Source organism: Saccharicrinis aurantiacus (assembly GCF_947489045.1).
Lineage (GTDB): Bacteria > Bacteroidota > Bacteroidia > Bacteroidales > Marinilabiliaceae > Saccharicrinis > Saccharicrinis aurantiacus.
On sequence record NZ_CANLCN010000027.1, the window covers coordinates 1 to 23501 of the forward strand.

20 protein-coding genes are annotated in these 23501 nt (G+C 35.4%); 10 read left to right on the forward strand and 10 right to left on the reverse strand.

The window, feature by feature from the left end; all coding sequences use genetic code 11:
• Positions 1 to 338: 338 nt before the first annotated feature.
• Positions 339 to 1019, forward strand: a complete 681-nt coding sequence (locus QMO11_RS20085) for a hypothetical protein (RefSeq protein WP_282039607.1) — start codon at positions 339 to 341, stop codon at positions 1017 to 1019.
• A 256-nt stretch (positions 1020 to 1275) separates the two neighbouring features.
• Here QMO11_RS20085 and QMO11_RS20090 read toward each other — a convergent pair whose 3' ends face one another.
• The 3 genes from QMO11_RS20090 to QMO11_RS20100 are packed head-to-tail and all read right to left on the reverse strand — an operon-like array spanning position 1276 to position 3579.
• Positions 1276 to 2331 carry a hypothetical protein gene (locus QMO11_RS20090; RefSeq protein ID WP_282039609.1) on the reverse strand — a complete coding sequence of 352 codons (1056 nt, stop codon included), beginning with the start codon at positions 2329 to 2331 and terminating at the stop codon, positions 1276 to 1278.
• Positions 2332 to 2342: 11 nt separating this feature from the next.
• Positions 2343 to 3053 (reverse strand): hypothetical protein, encoded by a 711-nt coding sequence (locus QMO11_RS20095; protein ID WP_282039610.1) that lies wholly within the window; start codon positions 3051 to 3053, stop codon positions 2343 to 2345.
• Complete coding sequence (locus QMO11_RS20100) at positions 3025 to 3579, reverse strand: RNA polymerase sigma factor (RefSeq protein WP_282039611.1); 555 nt, start codon at positions 3577 to 3579, stop codon at positions 3025 to 3027. The genes QMO11_RS20095 and QMO11_RS20100 overlap by 29 nt, the downstream gene beginning before the upstream one ends.
• 178 nt (positions 3580 to 3757) lie before the next feature.
• On the opposite strand from QMO11_RS20100, the gene QMO11_RS20105 reads away from it, so the two are divergent.
• The 6 genes from QMO11_RS20105 to folE all read left to right on the forward strand — a co-directional run bounded on the left by QMO11_RS20105 (position 3758) and on the right by folE (position 9520).
• Entirely contained in the window at positions 3758 to 4111 is a 354-nt protein-coding gene (locus QMO11_RS20105; RefSeq protein ID WP_425595555.1) for a co-chaperone GroES, read from the forward strand.
• A gap of 26 nt (positions 4112 to 4137) precedes the next feature.
• Positions 4138 to 5778 (forward strand): chaperonin GroEL, encoded by a 1641-nt coding sequence (gene groL / locus QMO11_RS20110; protein WP_075602204.1) that lies wholly within the window; start codon positions 4138 to 4140, stop codon positions 5776 to 5778.
• A 1005-nt stretch (positions 5779 to 6783) separates the two neighbouring features.
• Positions 6784 to 7359 (forward strand): superoxide dismutase, encoded by a 576-nt coding sequence (locus QMO11_RS20115; RefSeq protein WP_282039614.1) that lies wholly within the window; start codon positions 6784 to 6786, stop codon positions 7357 to 7359.
• Positions 7360 to 7424: 65 nt separating this feature from the next.
• Entirely contained in the window at positions 7425 to 7991 is a 567-nt protein-coding gene (locus QMO11_RS20120) for a nitroreductase family protein (RefSeq protein ID WP_282039616.1), read from the forward strand.
• 139 nt (positions 7992 to 8130) lie between these two features.
• Entirely contained in the window at positions 8131 to 8853 is a 723-nt protein-coding gene (locus tag QMO11_RS20125) for a carboxypeptidase-like regulatory domain-containing protein (protein ID WP_075602199.1), read from the forward strand.
• A gap of 43 nt (positions 8854 to 8896) precedes the next feature.
• Positions 8897 to 9520 carry a GTP cyclohydrolase I FolE gene (folE, locus tag QMO11_RS20130; protein ID WP_282039618.1) on the forward strand — a complete coding sequence of 208 codons (624 nt, stop codon included), beginning with the start codon at positions 8897 to 8899 and terminating at the stop codon, positions 9518 to 9520.
• 111 nt (positions 9521 to 9631) lie between these two features.
• Here the strand turns inward: folE and lpxA are convergent, their stop codons facing one another.
• The 4 genes from lpxA to QMO11_RS20150 all read right to left on the reverse strand — a co-directional run bounded on the left by lpxA (position 9632) and on the right by QMO11_RS20150 (position 14599).
• Positions 9632 to 10420 (reverse strand): acyl-ACP--UDP-N-acetylglucosamine O-acyltransferase, encoded by a 789-nt coding sequence (lpxA, locus tag QMO11_RS20135; protein WP_282039619.1) that lies wholly within the window; start codon positions 10418 to 10420, stop codon positions 9632 to 9634.
• Between the two features lie 258 nt (positions 10421 to 10678).
• On the reverse strand, positions 10679 to 12079 hold the full coding sequence (locus tag QMO11_RS20140) for a bifunctional UDP-3-O-[3-hydroxymyristoyl] N-acetylglucosamine deacetylase/3-hydroxyacyl-ACP dehydratase (RefSeq protein ID WP_282039620.1): 1401 nt from the start codon (positions 12077 to 12079) through the stop codon (positions 10679 to 10681).
• 42 nt (positions 12080 to 12121) lie between these two features.
• Positions 12122 to 13159, reverse strand: coding sequence for a UDP-3-O-(3-hydroxymyristoyl)glucosamine N-acyltransferase (gene lpxD / locus QMO11_RS20145; protein ID WP_282039622.1), 1038 nt, complete (start codon positions 13157 to 13159; stop codon positions 12122 to 12124).
• Positions 13160 to 13342: 183 nt separating this feature from the next.
• Complete coding sequence (locus QMO11_RS20150; protein ID WP_282039623.1) at positions 13343 to 14599, reverse strand: HD domain-containing protein; 1257 nt, start codon at positions 14597 to 14599, stop codon at positions 13343 to 13345.
• Positions 14600 to 14833: 234 nt separating this feature from the next.
• On the opposite strand from QMO11_RS20150, the gene rimP reads away from it, so the two are divergent.
• The 3 genes from rimP to infB are packed head-to-tail and all read left to right on the forward strand — an operon-like array spanning position 14834 to position 19611.
• Positions 14834 to 15298, forward strand: coding sequence for a ribosome assembly cofactor RimP (gene rimP / locus QMO11_RS20155; protein ID WP_282039625.1), 465 nt, complete (start codon positions 14834 to 14836; stop codon positions 15296 to 15298).
• A 21-nt stretch (positions 15299 to 15319) separates the two neighbouring features.
• Entirely contained in the window at positions 15320 to 16555 is a 1236-nt protein-coding gene (nusA, locus tag QMO11_RS20160) for a transcription termination factor NusA (protein WP_075602192.1), read from the forward strand.
• Between the two features lie 59 nt (positions 16556 to 16614).
• Positions 16615 to 19611, forward strand: a complete 2997-nt coding sequence (infB, locus tag QMO11_RS20165) for a translation initiation factor IF-2 (RefSeq protein ID WP_075602191.1) — start codon at positions 16615 to 16617, stop codon at positions 19609 to 19611.
• Positions 19612 to 19736: 125 nt separating this feature from the next.
• Here infB and gcvH read toward each other — a convergent pair whose 3' ends face one another.
• The 3 genes from gcvH to rnr form a co-directional block, all read right to left on the reverse strand.
• Entirely contained in the window at positions 19737 to 20114 is a 378-nt protein-coding gene (gene gcvH / locus QMO11_RS20170) for a glycine cleavage system protein GcvH (protein ID WP_075602190.1), read from the reverse strand.
• A 74-nt stretch (positions 20115 to 20188) separates the two neighbouring features.
• On the reverse strand, positions 20189 to 21106 hold the full coding sequence (gene metA / locus QMO11_RS20175; protein ID WP_282039629.1) for a homoserine O-acetyltransferase MetA: 918 nt from the start codon (positions 21104 to 21106) through the stop codon (positions 20189 to 20191).
• A gap of 82 nt (positions 21107 to 21188) precedes the next feature.
• Entirely contained in the window at positions 21189 to 23354 is a 2166-nt protein-coding gene (rnr, locus tag QMO11_RS20180; RefSeq protein WP_282039631.1) for a ribonuclease R, read from the reverse strand.
• Between the last annotated feature and the right edge of the window lie 147 nt (positions 23355 to 23501).

Here is a 23501-nt window from a genome sequence, read left to right on the forward strand (position 1 = left end):
CTATTAACAAGTGGCTTGATCCCTGTCATCAACTCATTATGGCTAATTTTTATTGGTTGGCGGCTCGGAATGACGAGAGGCGTACGGCATTGCGTCATCGCGATGAAAGAAGCGATCTCAAGGAGAGCTGCAAAGGACACCAGCTTACAAGAACTACCCAGCACTAAACCAGCTCTATCGTTTAGATACACGCAGTGCGTGCAACATAATATTTTAGTATATATGCTAGCTTTTTTATAATGCAGTATTATCTTAGATGCCTAGTAAAGAGTACAACAGATAAAAACCTCTTTCCTTAATTTACTATGAAAACAATTAAACCTTTATCTCTATTTATCATGCAATTAACAAAAATCCTACTTTCATTACTTCTATTATTATTAATTACTAACTGTAATAAAGATAACACACCTGCAACAGAAGAGGCTGATATTGAAAACAACACAGATGAGTCAAACGAAGAAAACAGTACTGATGATCCCGATTCTGAAAATGAAGATGACGATGACGGTAATGAAACAGATACGGAAGACATTATACCGCAGCACTATTTAAATTTAATAACAGGACTATTATTAATTGGTGAAGATGGTAACCCACAATCATTTGTAGGTAATTATTCAAACAAAGATGCGATTCAAAAGCCAACCGAAAGTAATGATATGACTAGCAATACCATATCCATTTATCCAAATCCTTATCTAGACTATTGCTATATACAAACTCCTGCTGACCTAAAAAATATTTGGTTTGTTAAAGGGGAGCGAACAAACGAGTTTAATAATGTAGATTTTAGCAATATAGCTATTGACACTACAAATCTATCGGTATCAACAGAACTTCTTCTTACTGATATCCCTAAAGGGAACATCATATCTTTAAACACCTCTAATCTTGAAGAAGGTTTTTATAAGGTTATTATGGAAACTGAAGACAATGAACTTGTATGGTTTAGTACGTATAAAAAAGACGTCTCTTCTGAGAATCCAATACCTGAATGGTATGAATATTGGAATTAAAATTTAACATTTCAATTCAACCAACAAAACTCCGGTCACCCCCTGCGTTAGCGATTGCAGCGGCATCCTTTGCGAGCCCATTATGGCGAGTAAAGATATAGCGTAAAGCGCGGCCCTTTAGGGAACGCCCTTATAATACCAAAAACATCATCGAATGATTGGTATAAATAGGAAAAGGACTACTCAGAAAACTGAATAGTCCTTTTGCATTGTCGATTTACACTATTATTATATTAATTTAAACCATAAGGGCAGTTTAGAAACTAAAACCCACTTTTACGGATGGCATTACATCTTGAAAGAATTCGGTAAAATAAATTTGTGGTTCTATGTAGATGTGCTTGCTTAACGATTTACGAACGCCAAACTTAAGGGTATTATCCTCATACATGTTGCCTTGTTTATTGGTTAAATATCCCAACTTAAAAGTGTAGGCATTTGTTTTGTCGGGGTCTTTTGAGAAGTCGCGTCGATAGCCAATGCTCGCAAACTGATTAATATTTCGCTTATCAGGATTTGAAAAATCGTATTGCCATTCGTAATAAATATTATACGTGTTCTTTCTAATACCTTTCTTGTTAAACGATAGCCCCATGGCTAATTCAAAACTAGCTACCCAAGCATTCTTTACACTTTCTAATCCGGTATTACCACTCAGAATAATTTGATCTCCGGGGTACTTATTGGCCTCGTATTGTCTTTTATAACTGTTATCGTCACTCACCGAGTAATGCAGTTTGGCAATATGCTTGCCACCATAATCTTGATCTTTATTGTTTTTAATATCTGCCATTAATTGGTTTAATACGCCTAACAATTCGTCATCAATAATTTGATGCAACTGCTCAATGGTATCGAATTTCAGAATATAAGTGTAAGTTTTACTACTAAACTGAAGCTGGTGCTTCTGTAGGTAATAAATATTGGTATCAAAATTCTCTGAAGAAATGATTTGTTCTTCAACCTCTTTGTTATTAATCAGTAATTGGTGCGAGCTTTCTCTAACAGAGCTATTGGTACTTGTGCTGCTTAATATTTGTCCATCCATTTCTTTTATGGTAAATGAAGTGGACGATTGCTTCATAATTTCCGATAGGTTTGATGTTTGGTAATAACGGAAAAAGCGGTTAATATTTTGGGCTATACAAGCGGTATCAACATTGTGCTTGTAAATGTCTTCGCCCTTTATTTCGACGGCTGCTTTATTGGGCAAGGTAATTTTTACTACATCGTTTTTTGTTGAGGCAGCGCTCATTTGCACCAAGCCTATCAACAGGCTCAGGGCAATAACTATTCGTGGTTTATTTTGCATTTTGTTTTTCTTTATAAACGAATTCTTCCACTCGCAGGCGCCTTGCTTATAGTTGATTTCGATTTGTTAAATATTACGAGTTTTACTTTATTTTTTTCTTGCGATGATGAAATGGCATTCTCTTTTTCAGGATTTAAAGACGCTACCAAAGCCGCTTCGTTAATTTCTAAGCTTACATCTTGCTTAACTTCGGCTTGCTGATATACCAGTAAACTACTGTTTAATGCGGCTAAGCTATCTTCGTACTGCTTTAAGGCTTGTTTACTATTGCTTAACTCCTCTTGCATATGAGCAAGTGCATTTACCGATTGTTGGTATTCATTTTTAAGTGTACTAAGTTCTTCGCTAGCCTCATTAACATACACCTGCTTTACAATTATTTTTACAATGGTATCTGTTACTATTTGTGCCATGGCTTGTTGCTTTACGGGTAAAGCTTCTGCTGATTTTGCACTATTTTGCAAAACTTGTATTTGGTGTGCCATGTCAGTGGTGCTCTGTGCCAATTGGGCATTACGGTATTCCGAATGGCCCCATCCGCCAAGCAAAAGGAAGATGATTACAGCAACTGCTATTTGTCGCCAAGTAATGCGCGGCTTAGCACTATGGCCTCCATTATTTATGTTTTGCCAAACTAAGGCTTTATCAAATCCTATATCTGAAGACTTTTCGTCCCATGCCTCAACTTGCTGTCTAATTTCTTGTTCTGCGGACTTCTTCATATCTCATTTCTGTTTTATTAATCATTTGCTGCAGTTGTAATCGTGCCTTTCGTAATTGCGACTTAGAGGTATTTACTGAGATGTCGAGCTTCTGGGCAATCTCATCGTGTTTAAATCCCTCAATTACATACAGGCTAAAAACGGTTCTATATCCATCGGGCAATTCAAAAAGCATTTGCATTAAATCGGCTTCTAACAGGGCCTGATCGGCACTGATGGTATCTTCAGCAATTTCTTCAATTAGTTCTAACTCGGCGTAAAACACCTTTCTTTTTCGCAACTCCATTAACGATTGGTTAATGGCCACCTTCTTCATCCACGATTTTAGTACTACTTCTGTTTCGATATCGGTATCTGCCAGTTTCTCAAAAATATTTACAAAAGCTTTCGACAAAACCTCGTGCGCATCATCGCGGTTGGCCATATAACGATAGCAAACGCGATAGAGAAAATCTCCATACATTTTAAATAGCTCGTGCTGAGCTTTGTGTTTTTTCTTTTTTAAATCTCGTAAGAGCTTCTTCACTATTAAGGTTTTTTTGCTTTGCTTACTTTAAGAATGCAGACTGAAAACAAAAGGTTGCCTGAAAGATATAAAGTTTACATAAAAGATGCTTTTGTAATGCACATATGACACACCAAAAATCCGATTACACAAAAACCTGACAGTAACAATGTAATTCTGACAGTGTTTTGATAGTATTATGGCACAAAAAGCACTTGGCACAGTTTATGAAAAAACCATACTCGTAAATTTTAAATATTTAAAACTTAAAAATATGTCAACATTAAAAGGAAAGATTTTAGCTGGAAAGATCTTAGTGAAGCCACAAGCGGCAGAAACAAAAACTGCTAGTGGAATTATTATTCCTGACTCGGCAAAAGAGAAACCGCAACAAGGAGAAGTTGTATTGGTAGGTGCCGAAAAAAATGATGAGAAAATGGAAATCGCTGTTGGCGATGTAGTTCTTTATGGCAAATATGGCGGTACTGAATTAAACATCGACGGTGTTGATTACCTGCTTATGGCTCAATCAGACGTATTATTTATTAACTAATCAAGCATCTTTAAAATATAAAGAAAATGGCTAAAGAAATTAAATTCGATATTGAAGCTCGCGACCTACTTAAACAAGGTATTGATGAGTTGGCTAACGCAGTAAAAGTAACATTAGGTCCTAAAGGTCGTAATGTAATCATCGACAAAAAATTCGGACCCCCAGCTATCACTAAAGATGGTGTATCGGTTGCTAAAGAGATTGAGTTAAAAGACCCGTATGCAAACATGGGTGCGCAAATGGTTAAAGAAGTAGCTTCTCGTACAGGTGATAACGCTGGTGACGGAACAACTACTGCTACTGTATTAGCACAATCAATTGTTAGCGTTGGTTTAAAAAACGTTACTGCTGGTGCTAACCCAATGGAGCTTAAAACAGGTATCGATAAAGCTGTTAAAGTTGTAAAAGAGAGTATTGCTGCTCAATCGGAAGTGATTGGCGAGCACAACGAAAAAATAGAGCAGGTTGCTAAAATTTCGGCTAACAACGATGCTGAAATTGGTAAACTAATTGCTGAGGCTTTTAAAGCGGTTACTAAAGAGGGTGTTATTACTGTTGAAGAGGCTAAAGGTATTGAAACTACTGTTGAAGTGGTTGAAGGTATGCAGTTCGACAGAGGTTATATTTCTCCTTACTTTGTGACTAACACAGAGAAAATGGAAGCTGAATTAGAGAATCCTTATATCTTAATTCACGATAAGAAAATCTCTACAATGAAGGATCTTATGCCAGTACTTGAGCCAGCTGCTCAGTCGGGTCGTCCTTTATTAATTATTGCCGAAGATATTGATGGCGAAGCATTGGCTACTTTAGTAGTAAATCGCTTACGCGGATCGTTAAAAATTGCTGCTGTTAAAGCTCCAGGTTTTGGCGACAGAAGAAAAGAAATGTTACAAGATATTGCCATCTTAACTGGCGGTACTGTAATTTCTGACGAGGTAGGTTTAACGCTTGAGCAAGCTACATTAGAAATGTGTGGTTCGGCTGCTAACGTTACTTTAGATAAAGAAAACACAACTATCGTAAACGGTATTGGTGCTAAAGAAGCTATCGAAGACAGAGTAAATCAAATTAAATCTCAAATCGAGAATACAACTTCTGATTACGACAAAGAAAAGCTACAAGAGCGTTTAGCTAAATTAGCTGGTGGTGTTGCTGTACTTTATGTAGGTGCTGCTTCTGAGGTTGAAATGAAAGAGAAAAAAGACCGTGTTGATGATGCTTTAAGTGCTACTCGTGCTGCTGTTGAAGAAGGAATTGTTCCTGGAGGTGGTGTTGCACTTATCCGTGCTATCGACCAATTAGAAGGTTTAGCTGGCGATACTGAAGACGAAACTACGGGTATCGAAATTGTAAAACGTGCTATTGAAGAGCCATTACGTCAGATTGTTGCCAATGCTGGTAAAGAAGGTGCTGTTGTGGTACAAAAAGTTCGCGAAGGCGAAGGCGATTTTGGTTACAATGCGCGTATCGATGAGTACCAAAACTTCCTTGCAAGCGGTGTAATCGATCCTGCTAAAGTAACACGTATTGCGCTTGAGAACGCTGCTTCTATCGCAGGTATGTTCTTAACTACAGAGTGTGTTTTAGTTGATATCCAAGAAGACGAGCCAGCTGCTCCACCAATGGGTGGCGGAATGGGCGGAGGTATGCCTGGAATGATGTAAGCATAAACATCACATAATATATATAAGCCCCTGCAAACTCGTTTTGCAGGGGCTTATTATTTCAAGCACACTTCACGGCATTGCGTCATTCCAAGGCACCTTAAAAATGATAAATGTTAAATGATAAGATGTAAATTATTGCACTATCGTAAGCAAGCTGTAAATCCCATTTATAATTTATACCTGTCTGCCGACAGGCAGGATTAACCATTAATAATTAATCAGGCGCCTTTTCCAGCTATCCGCTATAGCCTCTCACCCTAAGGCTAAGTATTGCTAGGCGGTACGTGTGCTCCTAAAGTCGCATCCGCCCACCAAACACTACTAAGCCTTATTGTAAAAGGGCTGCCACTCCTATCTGGGGCGAAGACTACCCAAAGGTAAGCTGAAAAGCGTGGCGCCTTGAGATGGCTTCGTGCCTCGCCAAGACGAAGATGTAATGGCTGCATTTATAAGTCTGTTTATCGCATATATCTTCCTCTCTGGTGCGCAATTTCTTTCTAGTTCAATTTATTAATTGAGATCCCAAACAATAAAACTCGTATTGTAGCAATGGGATAGTTCAAGGTAATATGTACTACAAATCATTCATTAAGCGCCTCGGAGAAAGGCCTCTTTACAAAACACTTTTGTTTAATATATAGCTTTAGTAAGACTGGCTAGCTGCGAGCTTTGCTCGTAGATCCGACAGCCGTACTTAAGCTATATATAAATAAAAAAGTGATTTGGAAAGCAGCCTTGACTTTCTTTTACTTCTGTTTTCTTGTGTCAAGACATCGGGACGATTAAGAATTAAGTATTCTTAATTGTTTCAGGATGAAGTCGGGCTTGGGCAGACAGCCCAATACGTAATATTATTTAAGCCAACTTCGATACTAAACCAACAATAAAACTGAACATAAATTACCAATTATCGCTATAGTATATTATTTTTGAGAAATGCTTTTGAACCCTTTTTACAAACTACTGTTTAAAGCATAGACAAATAATTAAAACAGACAGAATATGAAATTTGAATTACCTGCATTACCATATGCACACGACGCTCTTGAGCCAATCATCTCAAAACAAACTATCGAATTCCATTACGGAAAACACCACCAAGCATACGTTAATAACCTGAACAACCTTGTTGAAGGAACTGAGTTTGCTGATGCCGATTTAGAGACGATTATTAAAAAATCGTCGGGCGGAATTTTTAACAATGCCGCACAGGTTTGGAACCACACTTTCTACTTTGAAGCTTTTGCTCCAAACGCAGGTGGCGAGCCTAAAGGTGCTTTAGCCGAGGCAATCGTAAAAGCATTCGGAAGCTTTGATGCTTTTAAAGAAGCATTCAACAAAGCGGCAGCTACTCAATTCGGTTCGGGTTGGGCTTGGTTAGTAAAAGATGCCAATGGCGATTTAAAAATAGTACAAACTGCAAATGCTGCTAATCCACTAACAGACGGATTAACACCAGTATTAACTTGCGACGTTTGGGAACACGCTTACTATTTAGATTACCAAAATAAGCGACCAGATTACATTGGTAAATTCTGGGATCTTATCAATTGGGAAGTGGTTGAAAAAAGATTTTAGTAAATAAATCAGTTGCAGCTCGGTAAAGTATCGGGCTGTAACATCTACATAAAACCTTTATAATTATGCTTAAAGATCTCATTCTACAAAACCGAAGCTACCGCCGCTTTGAACAAGACAAGGCTGTTAGCAAAGAAACACTCAGCGAATTAGTTGACTTAGCACGCTTATCACCTTCTGCCCGAAACGCACAACCCCTGAAGTACATTTTATCTTACAAACCCGAAACCAACAATATTATTTTCCCTCATTTAGGCTGGGCTGGTTACTTAAAAGATTGGAAAGGTCCTGAAGAAGGAGAACAACCTGCAGCTTACATCATAATGCTAAATGACACCTCAATAAGTTCTAATTTTTTTAGCGATAACGGAATTGCTGCTCAAAGCATTATGCTAGGAGCTGTTGAAAAAGGATTAGGTGGTTGCATTATCGGTAACGTAGAAAGAGAAAAATTACAACGCAAATTAGATATTCCATCTGAATATAAAATTCTTCAAATACTCGCCATTGGAGTACCTAAAGAAGAAGTGGTTATCGAAGACCTTGACAAGTCTTATCAATACTGGAGAGATATAAAAGGCAAACACCACGTGCCTAAAAGAAGTTTGGATGATTTAATTATAGACTTATAAATTTATAATGAGCCTCAACAAAAACTGTTGAGGCTTTGTTTTATCTTACAATAACACAGTAAACACATTAAGGCATATATTTCACAACAGCATTGAAAGTAGTATATTTGCCAACAATAGACACCATAAACATATTACTATGAGATTCTCAATTCTAATTTTACTAGGCTTACTTTTTATATCAAATAGCATATTTGCACAGGATACTAATAAAAACTCTCAATTATTTAGGGGTGTTATAATGGATAGCGACAGCACTGAAAGCATAGCTAATGCCAGATACATTATAAACGATAAAGAAACACACATAACAAATAGAAGTGGGGAATTTATCTTTTTAGCTGAAAAAGGAGATATTATTAAATTTACCCACGTAGGCTACAAACCACTTTATTTGCAAGTTACAGACTCTATGAAAAACAACAAGTTTTTAACGGGTGTGTTTTTAAGTAAGGACACTATTCAACTATCTGAAGTTGTAATTATACCTCAAAACCTTAACCCAAATGCTGTAGCAAGAAACCTACCTCTTATGACCACTAACGATATGATTACAGCTCAAAATAACTTAAACAGATCTGCTTATCAGGCAAAGACAAGACCCGTAGAAGTATGGGATGCAGAAATGAATCAAAAAGGTTTTATAAAATCACAATCGGATAATATTGTTTACAAGCACCAATACCAACCCGACCAACTGGTTGCAGTAAGCAATACCGAAATAAATGCAGAACTAGAAAGACGCAGACTAAACAAAAAGAAATCTTCTAAAGCAATACATATTACTCAGGAGGAGTGGGAATTTTTAATTTCTACTTATAGAGAACGACAAAAACAACAATATAAGCACCTAGAAGAATAACACTTTTAGCATATATTCATAATATCATTTCATAGTATTTAAAATGGATTTTACACTTAACGGCAAAGGCGGATATACAAAAACAGAAAGTTACGATGATGAAACTACTAACAAATTAGTAGAGCATTATGCAGAAACGATCAAACTATTAGGAGAAGATGTAAACAGGGAAGGGTTAGAAAAAACACCGCTGAGAGTAGCCAAAGCAATGCAGTTTTTAACGCAAGGCTATCAGATGGATCCTGAAGAGATTATAAAATCTGCTATGTTTAAAGAAGATTACCAACAGATGGTGGTAGTTAAAGATATTGAGATATACTCAATGTGCGAGCATCACATGCTACCTTTCTTCGGGAAAGCTCACATTGCCTATATTCCCAAGCAACATATTACTGGTTTAAGCAAGCTAGCACGTGTGGCGGAGGCTTTTTCTCGCAGATTACAAGTGCAGGAGCGTCTTACTACTCAAATTAAAGAAGCTATTCAAAATACTCTTAATCCGCTTGGTGTTGCTGTTGTGATAGAAGCACAGCATATGTGCATGCAAATGAGAGGTGTTCAAAAACAACACTCGGTAACAACCACTTCTGACTTTACCGGAGCTTTCTTAAATAGTCATTCTACTCGCGAGGAGTTCTTCAATATTATCTCAGGAAAACTGCATTAATCAAAATAAATGATTAAAATATACAAACTCAGTTCCTAAATGGTTCTGAGTTTTTTTGGATAAAAAAAGCCGGTTTGCAATAACAAACCGGCTCGTATAATATTATAATAATTACTTCTTTCTAACTGTAGGCCCTTTAATAACACCTCGCTCTGAACTCTTAATAAAGCTTAGGATTACCTCACGCTCTTCGCACTCCGGAATCTCAGCCTCAATCTGCTCTATTGCACTTGTGTTATTCAGGTTACTATTATAGAATATTCTATAAATCTGGTGAATACGATCTACTATATCTTTTGAAAATCCTCTACGCTGTAATCCTACAGTATTGATTCCAAAATAAGTTACTGGCTCTCTACCTGCAATAACATATGGAGGAATATCTTTAGATATTTTTGATCCGCCCTGAACCATAACATGACTACCAATTGATGAAAACTGGTGTACTAAAACAGATCCACTTAAAATAGCAAAATCATCTATAACCACTTCTCCTGCAATTTGAGAAGCATTACCAATGATCACATTATTTTTTATCTCACAATCATGACCAATATGCGAATAGGCCATTAATAAGCAATTACTACCTACAACAGTTTTACCCTTTGAAGCAGTTCCTCTATTAACAGTTACACACTCTCTAATAGTAGTATTATCTCCAATAATAGCAACAGTTTCCTCCCCAGCAAATTTTAAATCTTGAGGGATGGCACCAATTACAGCACCTGGAAATATATTACAATTTTTACCAATTCTAGATCCTTCAAAAATGGTTACGTTAGCACCAATCTTAGTTCCTTCCTCAATAACAACATCTTTATATATGGTAACAAATGGTTCTATTACCACATTCGGAGCTATTTTTGCTTCCGGGTGAATGTATGCTAATGGTTGTTTCATGTGTGTTTATTTTATTTCATCTACTAAATACAGATAACTACTAATGTAATGCTACCATACTATATTTAGCGAAAGCCTAATACTCAAATAAGTAATTTACAGGCTACATATCTATTAAATTCTTTATGCGTAAAATCTTCCTTCCGAAAAATCAGCTGCGAAAATAGTCTAAGTATCCCAATAAAAAAAATAAATACCCTTATTTACAGCTACTACAATCTCTTATATAACGAACATTGCAAAATACAGCTATTTATACTAAGCTTTATTTTTTGATACATTGGCCATAAATTCACCTTCAGCTACTACAGCGTCACCAACAAAGGCTACACCCTTCATATTAGCTACACCTCTACGCATAGGTGCTATTAATTCTAATTTAAAAATTACCGTATCTCCTGGAATCACTTTCTTTCTGAACTTGATATTGTCCAATTTCATAAAGTAAGTAGAATAGTTTTCAGGGTCCTCAACCTGATCTAAAACGAAAATACCTCCACATTGTGCCATTGCCTCTACTAAAAGTACACCTGGCATAACTGGCTCTGTTGGGAAATGTCCCTGAAAGAAAGGTTCGTTTAGAGTTATGTTTTTAATACCAACCACAGACTTACTAGATAAGTCGATAATTTTATCAACCAATAAGAATGGATATCTGTGAGGTAAAGTATTACGTATCTTATTTATATCGTAAAGAGGTTCTTTACACGGATCATATACTGGAGCAACTGGTTTATTCTGAATCTTTTTTATCTCTGCTCGTAACACCTTCGCAAACTCAACGTTCGACTGATGTCCTGGTCGCGTAGCAATAATCTTACCCTTAATTGGCATACCCGCTAAACACAAATCACCAATAACATCTAATAACTTATGACGTGCTGGTTCATTTTGATGCACTAACTCAAGATTATTTAAAACACCAATTGACTTAACTTCAATATGAGGTTGGTTAAATAAGTCTGCTAATCGATCTAATTCTTCCTGGCTAACTTCCTTATCTAAAATAATAATCGCGTTATCAAGATCACCACCCTTAATAAGATTATGCTTCATTAGCATTTCAACTTCATGAAGAAATACGAATGTTCTACAAGCACTTACCTCTTTCTCAAAATCTTCTAATGAATCTAAACTAGCGTACTGACTCGCTAACAGTATCGAATTTGGATAAGATATTAAAGTATCAATACTGAAGCTATCATCAGGCAAGGCAACTAATTTTATGCCCCTCTCCTTATCTTCATATTCTATTCTTTCTTTAATAACAAAGTATCTTCTTTCTGCTTCTTGCTCAACTATTCCTGCATTTTTAATGGCTTCTACATAGAACTTAGAACTCCCGTCAAGAATAGGCACTTCTGGGCCATCAACTTCAATTAAACAATTGTCGACACCCAGACCTCTTAATGCAGCCATACAATGCTCAATTGTGCTTATACTGGCTTCCTTCTTTTTTAATACAGTTCCTCGCTCAGTAAATGCAACATTTTCAACAAGGGCTTCTATAATAGTTTGATCTTCTAAATCAACTCTTTTAAACTTATATCCATGATTTTCAGGAGCTGGGTTAAGTACTAATGTAACTTCAACTCCAGTATGTAGTCCTTTCCCTTTTAGGGTTGCTTGTTTTGCTAAAGTTCTTTGATTCTCTATCATTATAAAGTCTTATTCTATTGTTAAGAATTAGTCTATCTGTATTTATTCTCCTTTTAATTTCTTAATCTCTTCTTTCAGAGATTTTAGCTCTTCAGCCATTTCAGGCAATCTTTTAAAATTAACGTAAGATCTATTAAATGATCTCAAGTCAAAGGCTGCAGAACCTTTTATTACAGTTCCTTCCTTTTTAACATTACCTGAAACGCCAGATATTCCGGCTACATTAGTTCTATTTGCAACCGTTAAATGCCCAGCAACAGCAGTATGTCCTCCAAACATACAGTTCTCACCAATTTTTGAAGATCCTGCAACACCAGAAAGAGCGGCCATAACTGTATTTTTACCAAAAACTACGTTATGTGCTACTTGCACCAAATTATCTAATTTAACTCCTTGTTGAATTAAGGTTGATCCCATTGTTGCTCTATCAATAGTAGTATTGGCTCCTATCTCGCAATTATCTTCAATTACAACATTTCCTAACTGGGGTATTTTATCAAATTCATTATTCTGGTTAGGTGCAAAACCAAAACCGTCAGAACCTACAACAGCACCTGCATGTAAAATACAGTTATTACCAACCTTACAGTCTTTATAAATCTTAACCCCTGCATATAAAGTACAATTATCTCCTATTGCTACATTATCACCTATATAAGTGTTTGGATATATACTTACATTGTCACCTATAGTAACATTGTCACCTATGTAGGCGAATGCTCCAACATAAGCAAAATCACCAACGGTTGCCGACTCTGATATAAAGCTAGGTTGTTCTATTCCCGTTTTCTTTGGCATCATTTCAGTATACATCCTCATAAGTTTTGCAACTGAACTGTAAGCATCTTCCACTTTAATCAAAGTACACTTAACTGGCTCATCAGGTATAAAATCATTATTTACAATTACAACCGAAGCTTCGGTATCATAAATATACTTTGTGTATTTAGTATTGGATAAAAATGAGATAGTTCCAGGTTTACCTTCCTCAATCTTAGATACATTACTGATTTCCACATCCGGGTTACCAACAACTTCTCCTTCGACTAACTCTGCAATCTGCTTTGCTGAAAAATTCATGTGATTTGTGTTTACTTTCATTTTATTAGGATGCAACTATAAGGAACTAATAGGCAGTTCTTTTAACTACATCAAAACTAAATGGACCTCTGAAATTTAAAGGGGTGCATTTAAATAATTAAATATGATACTTAAAGTATTAATTTCGTGCAAAGCTAAACATTATTTCCATTATTTTTAAGATTAAACATTGTCATTAATGACAAAAACGTCTTTAGGATAGCATAATATTTTCTTTTTTATATTATTTCCTAATACAGATAGTTTTAATATATCAGATGCCTCTGATATATCTTTCAATTCTCCATTTGAGAAAAGTATTTCAATTTTATCCTTATTAACATTATAGGTATGACTCTCAACATTGTCAACGGCAACAAAATAATCAACCTCAGAATTATCTAGTTTGTATTTACGTTTTACTTCAGCTCTTATATTTGATATGCTCTTTGTATCAAACGCTTCATTCTGTATAATTACTTTATGCAAATTCCTTGACAGTAAGGATGACGCAAGTTTTGATAGAATAAAGTCATCATGATCAGACCAGACTTTAATGGCAGACATAATATCTGAATCATCAAGCAATGAAAAAGCATTTAAAGCCTTATTATCCTGCTGAAAATAATCTAATGTAATTGTATTTCCCAAAAAATATTTTAGCGCAGGTGTAGCAAACAAAGGAGTGTCATTCATCATTAAAAATTTTGCTCTGCGTAAAACGTTAACTAGCATACGCTCGGCAGCCACCGCAGTTTTATGCAAATATACCTGCCAATACATTAACCTACGGGCAATTAGAAATTTTTCAATTGAATAAATTCCTTTTGATTCAACCACAAGGTTATCATTACTAACATGTAGCATTTTAATAATCCGGTCAGACCCAATTACGCCTTCAGAAACTCCAGTAAAAAAGCTATCGCGACGTAAATAGTCCAACCGATCCATATCTAATTGACTACTCACTAATTGATGTAAAAAATTTTTGTTGTAATTATTCTTAAAGATCTCAATCGCCAAATCTAGTTTTCCATCAAACTGATTGTTTAATTGATGCATAAAAAGTAAGGATATCTCCTCATGCGAAATACCTTGAACAATACTATTTTCTAATACATGCGAATATGGCCCATGACCAATATCGTGCAGCAAAACAGCTAAATGAACAGCAATGGACTCCTCCTCTGTGATAATTACTCCTTTCTCTCTCAATATCAAAATTGCAGAACTCATTAAATGCATCGCCCCAACTGCATGTTGAAACCGGTTATGCATTGCTCCTGGATAAACTAGAGAAGTTAACCCTAACTGTTTAATACCACGAAGCCTTTGAAAATAGCGATGTTGAAGAACATCATATACAAACTCAAATGGAATTTTAACAAATCCGTAAACCGGATCATTAATGATTTTTAGTTTGTTTAAAGAACTTTGCATATAATAATTAAAGATTGTAGGTACTTGAAACCAATTATTAGTAGTAATACATTTTTTACAGACGTGTAGTTAAATGTTTTAAAAATTAACGATTCAACAAGATAAATTTAAAAGCATAACAAATCAAATAAATGCCCTTTGGAAATTACGCTACAATTAGTTATCTTTGCAGCAGATTTAAAGAGAATCTAGGTGGTAGGGGGCGAGTGTCCCCTATTTTATTACAATAAATTCATGATAACCAAAGAAACAATTCATAATATAATTGAAGGTAAAATTACTGAAGACAATTGTTTTATTGTTGATATAAAAGTATCGGCTACAAATAAAATAATGGTCTTAATTGATAGCATAGAAGGGATTACCATTGATTATTGCATTCAGATAAGCCGATTAATAGAAGGTGAATTTGACAGAGAAGTTGAAGATTTTGAGTTGGAAGTTTCAACACCTGGTTTAGGTCAACCTTTAAAAGTACTTCCTCAATACATAAAGAATATTGGCAGGGAAATTGAAGTGATATTATTTGATGGTGCGCCATTCAAAGGAATATTGGTTAGTGCCAACGAAGATGATTTTACCGTTGAAGAAGAAAAAAAGGTAAAAATTGAAGGCAAGAAAAAAAAGGAAATAAAAATATTTAGTCATACATATAAGTTCGACGAAGTTAAATCGGTAAAATTAATTATCTCGTTTTAACCGATTGAAAACTAGAATACGATGGAAAACATAAATTTAATTGATACTTTTTCGGAGTTTAAAGAATTAAAGAGCATTGATCGTGCTACAATGATCAGAGTTCTGGAAGACTCTTTTAGAAGCGTATTAATAAAGCGCTTTGGAACAGATGAAAACTTCGATGTAATCATCAATACCGATAAAGGTGACTTTGAGATTTGGCGTAACCGCGAAATCGTTGCTGATGATGAATTAGAAGACGACAATCTTCAAATTTCATTATCTGATGCTAAAAAGATTGAAGATGACTATGAGGTTGGTGAAGAAGTAACCGATGAAGTTAGATTTTTAGATTTTGGAAGACGTGCTATTCTAAGTCTTCGCCAAAACTTATCGGCAAGAATATTAGAATTAGAAAAAGATAATATCTATCATAAATATAAAGATAGAATTGGTGACATCATTACTGGTGAGGTTTACCAAATTTGGAAAAGAGAAATTTTAATTCTTGATGACGAGGGTAATGAACTTATTTTACCTAAGACTGAGCAAATTCCATCTGATTTCTTTAGAAAAGGAGATACCTTAAGAGCTGTTGTAGTTAGAGTAGAAATACGAAATAACAACCCTCTGATTATCGTATCAAGAACATCTCCTGTTTTCTTAGAGAGATTATTTGAACTTGAAGTACCTGAAATTTTTGATGGTTTAATTACTATCAAAAAAATTGTTCGTATGCCAGGAGACAGAGCTAAAGTTGCTGTTGAATCATACGATGAACGCATTGACCCAGTTGGAGCATGTGTGGGAATGAAAGGTTCAAGAATACACGGTATTGTGCGTGAACTTAGAAATGAGAACATTGATGTAATTAATTATACAACAAATGTTCAATTATTTATTCAACGCTCACTTAACCCTGCTAAAATTACAAGTATCAAACTTTTTGAGGATGATAAGCGTGCGCAAGTATACCTTCGTCCTGAAGAGGTGAGTTTAGCAATTGGTAAAGGTGGATTAAACATCCGTTTAGCAAGTCAGTTGACAGGCTACGAGTTAGATGTTTACCGTGAAACAGAAGAAGATGATGAAGACGTTAGCTTAGACGAATTCTCTGACGAAATTGAAGGCTGGATTTTGGATGAGATTAAAGCTATTGGTTGTGATACCGCAAAATCAGTATTAGACTTATCCGTAGAGGATTTAGTTAAACGTACTGATTTAGAAGAAGAAACAATAAAAGATGTAGTTAAGATACTAAGTTCTGAGTTTGAATAGGAGTTCAAATCTACTTAATATTTTAATAGTAATAATCGAGAAATTCATTAAGTCCCAATATGGCAGTTGGAAAAAGATTAAGCAAAGTCGCAAGAGAATTCAATGTAGGTACACATACCATTGTTGAGTTTTTACAAAAGAAAGGGTTTGATATAGAATTCAACCCTAACCTTAAGATTACTGATGCAATGCATCAGCATCTTGAGAGTGAATACAGTACAGATTTAAATGTACGCAAGAAATCTGAAGAGCTTACTAAGCAAAAGCCTCAAAAAGAGACTATTTCTATAGAAGATATCAGAGAAGATTTAGCTCCTGCTGAAAAGCCTAAAAAGGAAGAGAAATCTAAAGTTGAAAATATAGAGGTTCCTAAAAAAGAAGAGCTAAAAGTTAAAGGCAAAATTGATCTTGATCAATTTAACAAAAAGCCTAAGGCTGAAAAACCTGCTGCGCCAAAACAAGAAAAACCTGTTGAAGCTAAGCCTGTTGAAAAAGCACCTATTAAGGAAGAAAAACCAATAGAGAAACCAGCTAAAAAGGAAACACCTAAAGCTGATCCTCCACATATACCAACTGCCACAAAAAATGTTGAGGAGCCAAAGGTGCTAGGGAAAATTGATATTGACTCGATTAATAAGCCAAAAGCAAAACCTGCACCTAAAAAGGAAGTTAAAACAGACTCAAAGCCGGCCGCTGCTAAAAAGGAAGAACCAAAAGCAGAAAAGCCTAAGCAAAAAGAAGAACTCAAAACAGAAGTGGTTACCGAAAAATCAAAACAAACGCAAGCTACTGAAGGAGAAAAAGAAACGAAGTCAGATGGTGACGTTTTTAAACCTACTCAAGTAAAAAAACTGAGTGGTCCTACAGTTATTGGTAAAATTGAATTACCAAAACCAGCTGAAAAATCAGACAACGCGAATCAAAAGAAAAAGAAGCGTAAGCGCATTCGCAAAGATAAAGAACGTGTTAATGTTGGAGACAAGCAGGCTCAACAAGGCGGTGGAAACCAACAAGGTGGTGGACAACGTCAGAGACCTCAAGGTGGAAACCAAGGTGGAGGAAACCAACGTAACAACAACAATAATAACAATCGTCGTAGACCTAATAACAATGTAGGCAGACCTCAAAAAAGACCTGTTAAGGCTGAAATTACTGAGGAAGACGTACAAAAACAAATTAAAGATACTTTAGCTAGATTAACTGCTGGTAAAGGAAAATCGAAAGGTTCTCGTCACCGTAGAGATAAGCGTGATGCCGCTTACCAAAAGCAGGCTGAAGAAATTGAAAAGGCAAGCTTAGAAGAAAATATTATTCAAGTTGCAGAATTCGTAACAGTGTCCGAATTAGCAACGATGATGAATGTTCAGGTAAACCAAATTATTGCCTCATGTATGAGTCTAGGTTTATTTGTATCTATTAATCAACGCCTAGATGCTGAAACTATTACTCTAGTAGCTGAAGAGTTTGAACACAAAGTTGAGTTCATTAGTGTTGAAACTGCTGAAGCAATTGAGGAAGAAGAAGAGTATGATGAATCATTAATGCTTGAACGTTCTCCTATTATTACAGTGATGGGACACGTTGACCACGGTAAAACCTCTTTATTGGATCATATCCGTAAAGCAAATGTTATTCAAGGTGAAGCAGGGGGTATTACTCAGCACATTGGAGCTTACTCAGTATCTTTAGATAGCGGTAGAAAAATTACTTTCTTAGATACTCCAGGTCACGAAGCCTTTACGGCGATGCGTGCGCGTGGTGCTTCAGTAACTGATATTGCAATTATTATTGTAGCAGCTGATGATGATGTGATGCCTCAAACAAAAGAAGCAATTAATCATGCTTCTGCAGCAGGTGTACCAATTGTATTTGCAATTAATAAGATTGATAAACCAGGTGCTAATCCTGATAATATCAAGAGTCAGTTATCACAAATGAACTACCTAGTTGAAGACTGGGGAGGTAAATATCAGTGTCAAGAAATTTCAGCTAAAAACGGTATTAATATCGATGAGTTACTTGAAAAAGTATTACTTGAAGCTGACCTGCTTGAATTAAAAGCTGTAAAAGAAAAGAAAGCTGTTGGTTCTGTTATTGAATCATCATTAGATAAAGGTAGAGGTTATGTAACTACAGTTCTTGTACAATCAGGAACACTTAAAGTAGGTGATATTATTCTAGCTGGAGGTTATACTGGCCACGTTAAGGCAATGTTTAACGAGAGAAACCAACGTGTTACAGAAGTTGGACCTTCTGAACCAGTTTTAATACTTGGTTTAAATGGAGCAGCTCAAGCTGGTGAGAAGTTCAACATCATGGAGAGCGAGCGCGAAGCGAAAGAAATTGCTACTAAACGTACTCAATTACAGCGTGAGCAAGGAATGAGAACTAAGAAGCATATTACGCTTGACGAGATCGGACGTCGTATTGCAATTGGTAACTTCCAAGAACTTAACGTTATTGTTAAAGGTGATGTGGATGGATCTATCGAGGCACTTTCTGACTCATTAATTAAGTTATCAACAGAGGAGATTGCAGTTAATGTAATTCATAAAGGAGTAGGTCAAATTTCAGAATCAGATATAATGCTTGCAACGGCATCTAATGCAATTGTAATTGGTTTCCAAGTTCGTCCGTCATTAACAGCTCGTAAAATTGCTGAAAAGGAAGAAATTGATATCCGTCTTTACTCAATTATCTACGATGCAATTGAAGAATTAAAATCAGCGATGGAAGGTATGCTTTCTCCTGAAATTAAAGAGCAAGTTATTGCAACTCTTGAAATACGCGAAACTTTCAAAATTACCAAAGTTGGTACTATTGCAGGTTGTATGGTTAAAAGTGGTAAGATTAATCGCAACTCTAAAATCCGCTTAATTAGAGAAGGAATTGTAATTCATACGGGATTATTAGGATCGCTAAAGCGTTACAAGGACGATGCAAAAGAAGTGGCTAGCGGTTATGAATGTGGACTTAACTTAGATGGTTATGACAACATTAAAGAAGGTGATATAATTGAAGGTTACGAAGAAATTGAAGTTTCTAGAAAACTGTAACTAATATTACATTTATAATATACAGGCTGCTTGAAAAATCAAGCAGCCTTTTTTTTGCTAAATTTTAGACATAAAAAAGCCCGATATAAAATTATATCAGGCTTACATATCTTCTCCTATTAGAATTAACTAACCAATTCTTTATACTGATCAGCAGTTAATAGTGTATCATATTCTGCAGCATCTGTAGCTTTTAATTTAACCATCCAACCACCTTCGTAAGGATCTTTATTCACAAGCTCAGGATTAGACTCTAATTCGGCGTTAAACTCTTCAATTGTTCCTGCTACAGGCATGTACAAATCTGAAACTGTTTTTACTGCTTCAATTGTTCCAAATACCTCTTCTTTATCTAGCGTTTCACCTTCTGTTTCAATTTCAACAAAAACAATATCACCCAATTCGCCCTGAGCGAAATCAGTAACACCTACATAGGCAATATCGCCTTCTACTCTCACCCACTCGTGATCTTTTGTATACTTAAGATTTTCAGGAATATTCATTGTTATCTTTTTAAGTTTTAAATACAATTCAAAAATATATCTTTATCAGATAATATTTATGGAGAAATATCATATTAATGAATCTCTTCGTTATTATATGGTGTTTCTTGATAAACGTAATAATTCAACCAGTTTGTAAATAACAAACTAGCATGACTTCGCCACTTTACAATTATATCATTAGATGCATCATCATCTATAAAATAGTTCTCTGGTATGGCAATATCATCGCCTTTCTCTAGATCACGGAAATATTCATCACGCAAGGTGTAAGGATCATACTCGGCATGGCCAGTAACAAATATTAATCGTTTATCAGGAGAAATTACAATATGTACTCCAGCATCTTCTGATTGAGCCAATATTTTCAATCCAGGAATCTTATCTATATCTTTTTTTCGTACTCCTGTAAAACGAGAATGGGGAGCAAAAAACATATCATCAAAACCTCTTAATAAAGGTTCCTTTTTATCTTCTACATTATGATTAAAAACCCCGAATAATTTATGCCCTAAATGGTATTTAGGAATACCATAATGGTAGTAAAGACCGGCCTGCGCGCCCCAACAAATATGCAGCGTGCTGGTAACGTTTCTACGTCCCCACTCCATAATCTCTTTAAGTTCGTCCCAATATGTTACCTCATCAAATTCTAGATGCTCAACGGGAGCACCAGTAATTATCATACCATCATACTTACTTTGCTTTACCTCTTCAAAGGTTTTGTAAAAGTTAGCTAAGTGTTCACGCGGAGTGGTTTTAGGCGCATGTGTACGTGTCATTAATAAGTCCACTTCAACTTGTAGTGGCGTATTAGACAATACTCGCATAATTTGAGCTTCGGTAGTAATCTTAAGAGGCATCAAATTAAATATAACTATTTTAAGCGGCCTAATATCTTGCTGGATAGCTCTACTCTCATCCATAACAAAGACATTTTCGCTTTCAAGTATATTCTTTGCTGGTAATTTATCTGGTATCTTTATTGGCATGTTTCTTTCCTTTATGACTCACAAAAATGCAAAATACATTCTAAACAAAATAATTACAATGATATTTGTAACAATATTAAGCCTATAAAACTGCTATTAATTCAAAATCGAGCTGTTTTTTAACCAAATTAGCATTGGCAACTTGTATTCTGACAGGATCTCCTAATTGGAATTTCTTATTCTTACGTCTTCCTATAATACAATAGTTTTCCTCATCAAAGCTATAATAGTCATCATCTAAGCTCCTCATTGATACCATGCCTTCACATTTATTATCATCAAGCTCAACGTAAAAACCCCATTCGGTAACTCCTGAAATAACGCCGTGAAATTGCTCTCCTACTCTATCTTTTAAGAATTCAACTTGTTTCAGTTTTATAGATGAACGCTCAGCCTCTGAAGCGGTAAGTTCCATTTTTGAACAATGCTTACATTGCTCTTCTATTTTTTCTTGATTTAATGATCTACCTCCATCCAAATAGTGCTCTAATAAACGATGTACCATCATATCAGGGTAACGACGAATTGGCGATGTAAAATGAGAATAATGTTTAAAAGCTAAGCCGTAATGCCCAACATTTTTTGTAGAATATACAGCCTTAGCCATGGTTCTGATGGCTAAAACTTCAATAATATTTTGCTCTTTTTTACCCTCTACATCTTTTAAAAGGCGATTAATTGTGCCACTTATTTTATCTGGATCTTCTCCGTTAATATCGTAACCAAATTTACGTGCAAAGCGAGCAAAATTTTCAAACTTTTCAGGATCTGGATTATTATGAACCCTATAAACAAATGTTTTAGCTTTGTCCCCGTTTCCGTTTGATATTTCTTTTTTACCGATAAACTCAGCAACCTTTTTATTTGCCAGAAGCATAAACTCTTCAATTAGTTTATTTGCATCTTTACTTTCTTTAAAGAAAACACTTAAAGGTTTACCTGTTTCATCAATCTCAAATTTCACCTCAGTTCGTTCAAACGAAATAGCCCCACTTTGAAAACGTTTCTTCCTTAATTTCTTGGCTAGTCCATCTAACTGCAGGATATCAGAATTGAAATCTCCCTCTCCTGTTTCTATAGTTGTTTGTGCTTCTTCATACGTAAATCTTCTATCGCTATGAATTATAGTACGTCCTATCCAATAATCCTGTAAATTAGCAGATTCATCTAATTCAAAAACCACCGAAAAACAAAGTTTATCCTCGTTCGGACGAAGAGAACATATCCCATTACTTAACCTCTCGGGTAGCATTGGTACAACTCTATCTACAAGATATACCGAAGTTGCTCTATCGTAACCTTCTTTATCAATAATTGATTTTGGCGTTACGTAATGTGTAACATCAGCAATGTGTACACCTACTTCCCAATTACCATTTTCTAATTTTTGGAGTGATAAAGCATCATCAAAATCCTTGGCATCTTTTGGATCAATAGTAAAAGTGGTAATACCTCTGAAATCTCGTCGATTCTTAATTTCTTCTGAAGGAATTTCTTCAGGAATTTCTTCAGCTGCGGCAACAACTTTTTCTGGATAATGATAAGGTAAATCAAACTCAGCCAAGATGGCGTGCATTTCTGCATTGTTTTCCCCTGCATCACCTAAAACTTCAATAATTTCGCCAAATGGGTTTTTATTATGGTCTTTCCAATCGGTAATTCTACCAATGGCCAACTGACCATTTGTTGCTCCGTTTAACTTAGTTAGAGGAATAAACAAATCCTTAAACATTACTCTATTATCAGTAACCAGAAATGCAAAATTATCGGACATTTCAATTCTTCCAACAAAGGAATCTCGTTTACGCTCGATTATTTCAAGCACTTCACCTTCTTGCGATTTACCTCGTTTTTTAGCAAAACATTGCACCTTAACTATATCGCCATTAAGCGCTGATTTAAGGTTTTGTTGGCTCACGAATACATCATCACCATCACCATCTTCAGGTACAATGTATGCGGCTCCACTTTTAGTTGCATCAACGGTACCTATTATATATTTATTTCGAGATAATAATTTAAACTTTCCTTTGGCAGTTTCTGTTAAAAATCCGCTATCTAGCATTTCATAAAGAATTTGCACCACTGCCTGCTTCATTACAGGCTTCTTTAAATCGAGCAAAGTCGATATTTGTTTGTAATTGTAACTGCGTTTAGGGTTATTATTAAATACTCCTTGAATAAGGTTAACAATCTGTCCTTTTTTAAGAGTATTTCTCTTTTTTTTCGGTTTCTTTTTTCCTGTCATATCGTAGTGATGATAGTAATCAATTTATAATATAGGAGCTTCTTTTTGAAGTGAGTAGTTTGTATCATTTACAGATTATTGACATATAGTCAATTCCATAAAACACTTTCTTTAAACTGTATCTAGTTTAGTATCCTAATTATTGGT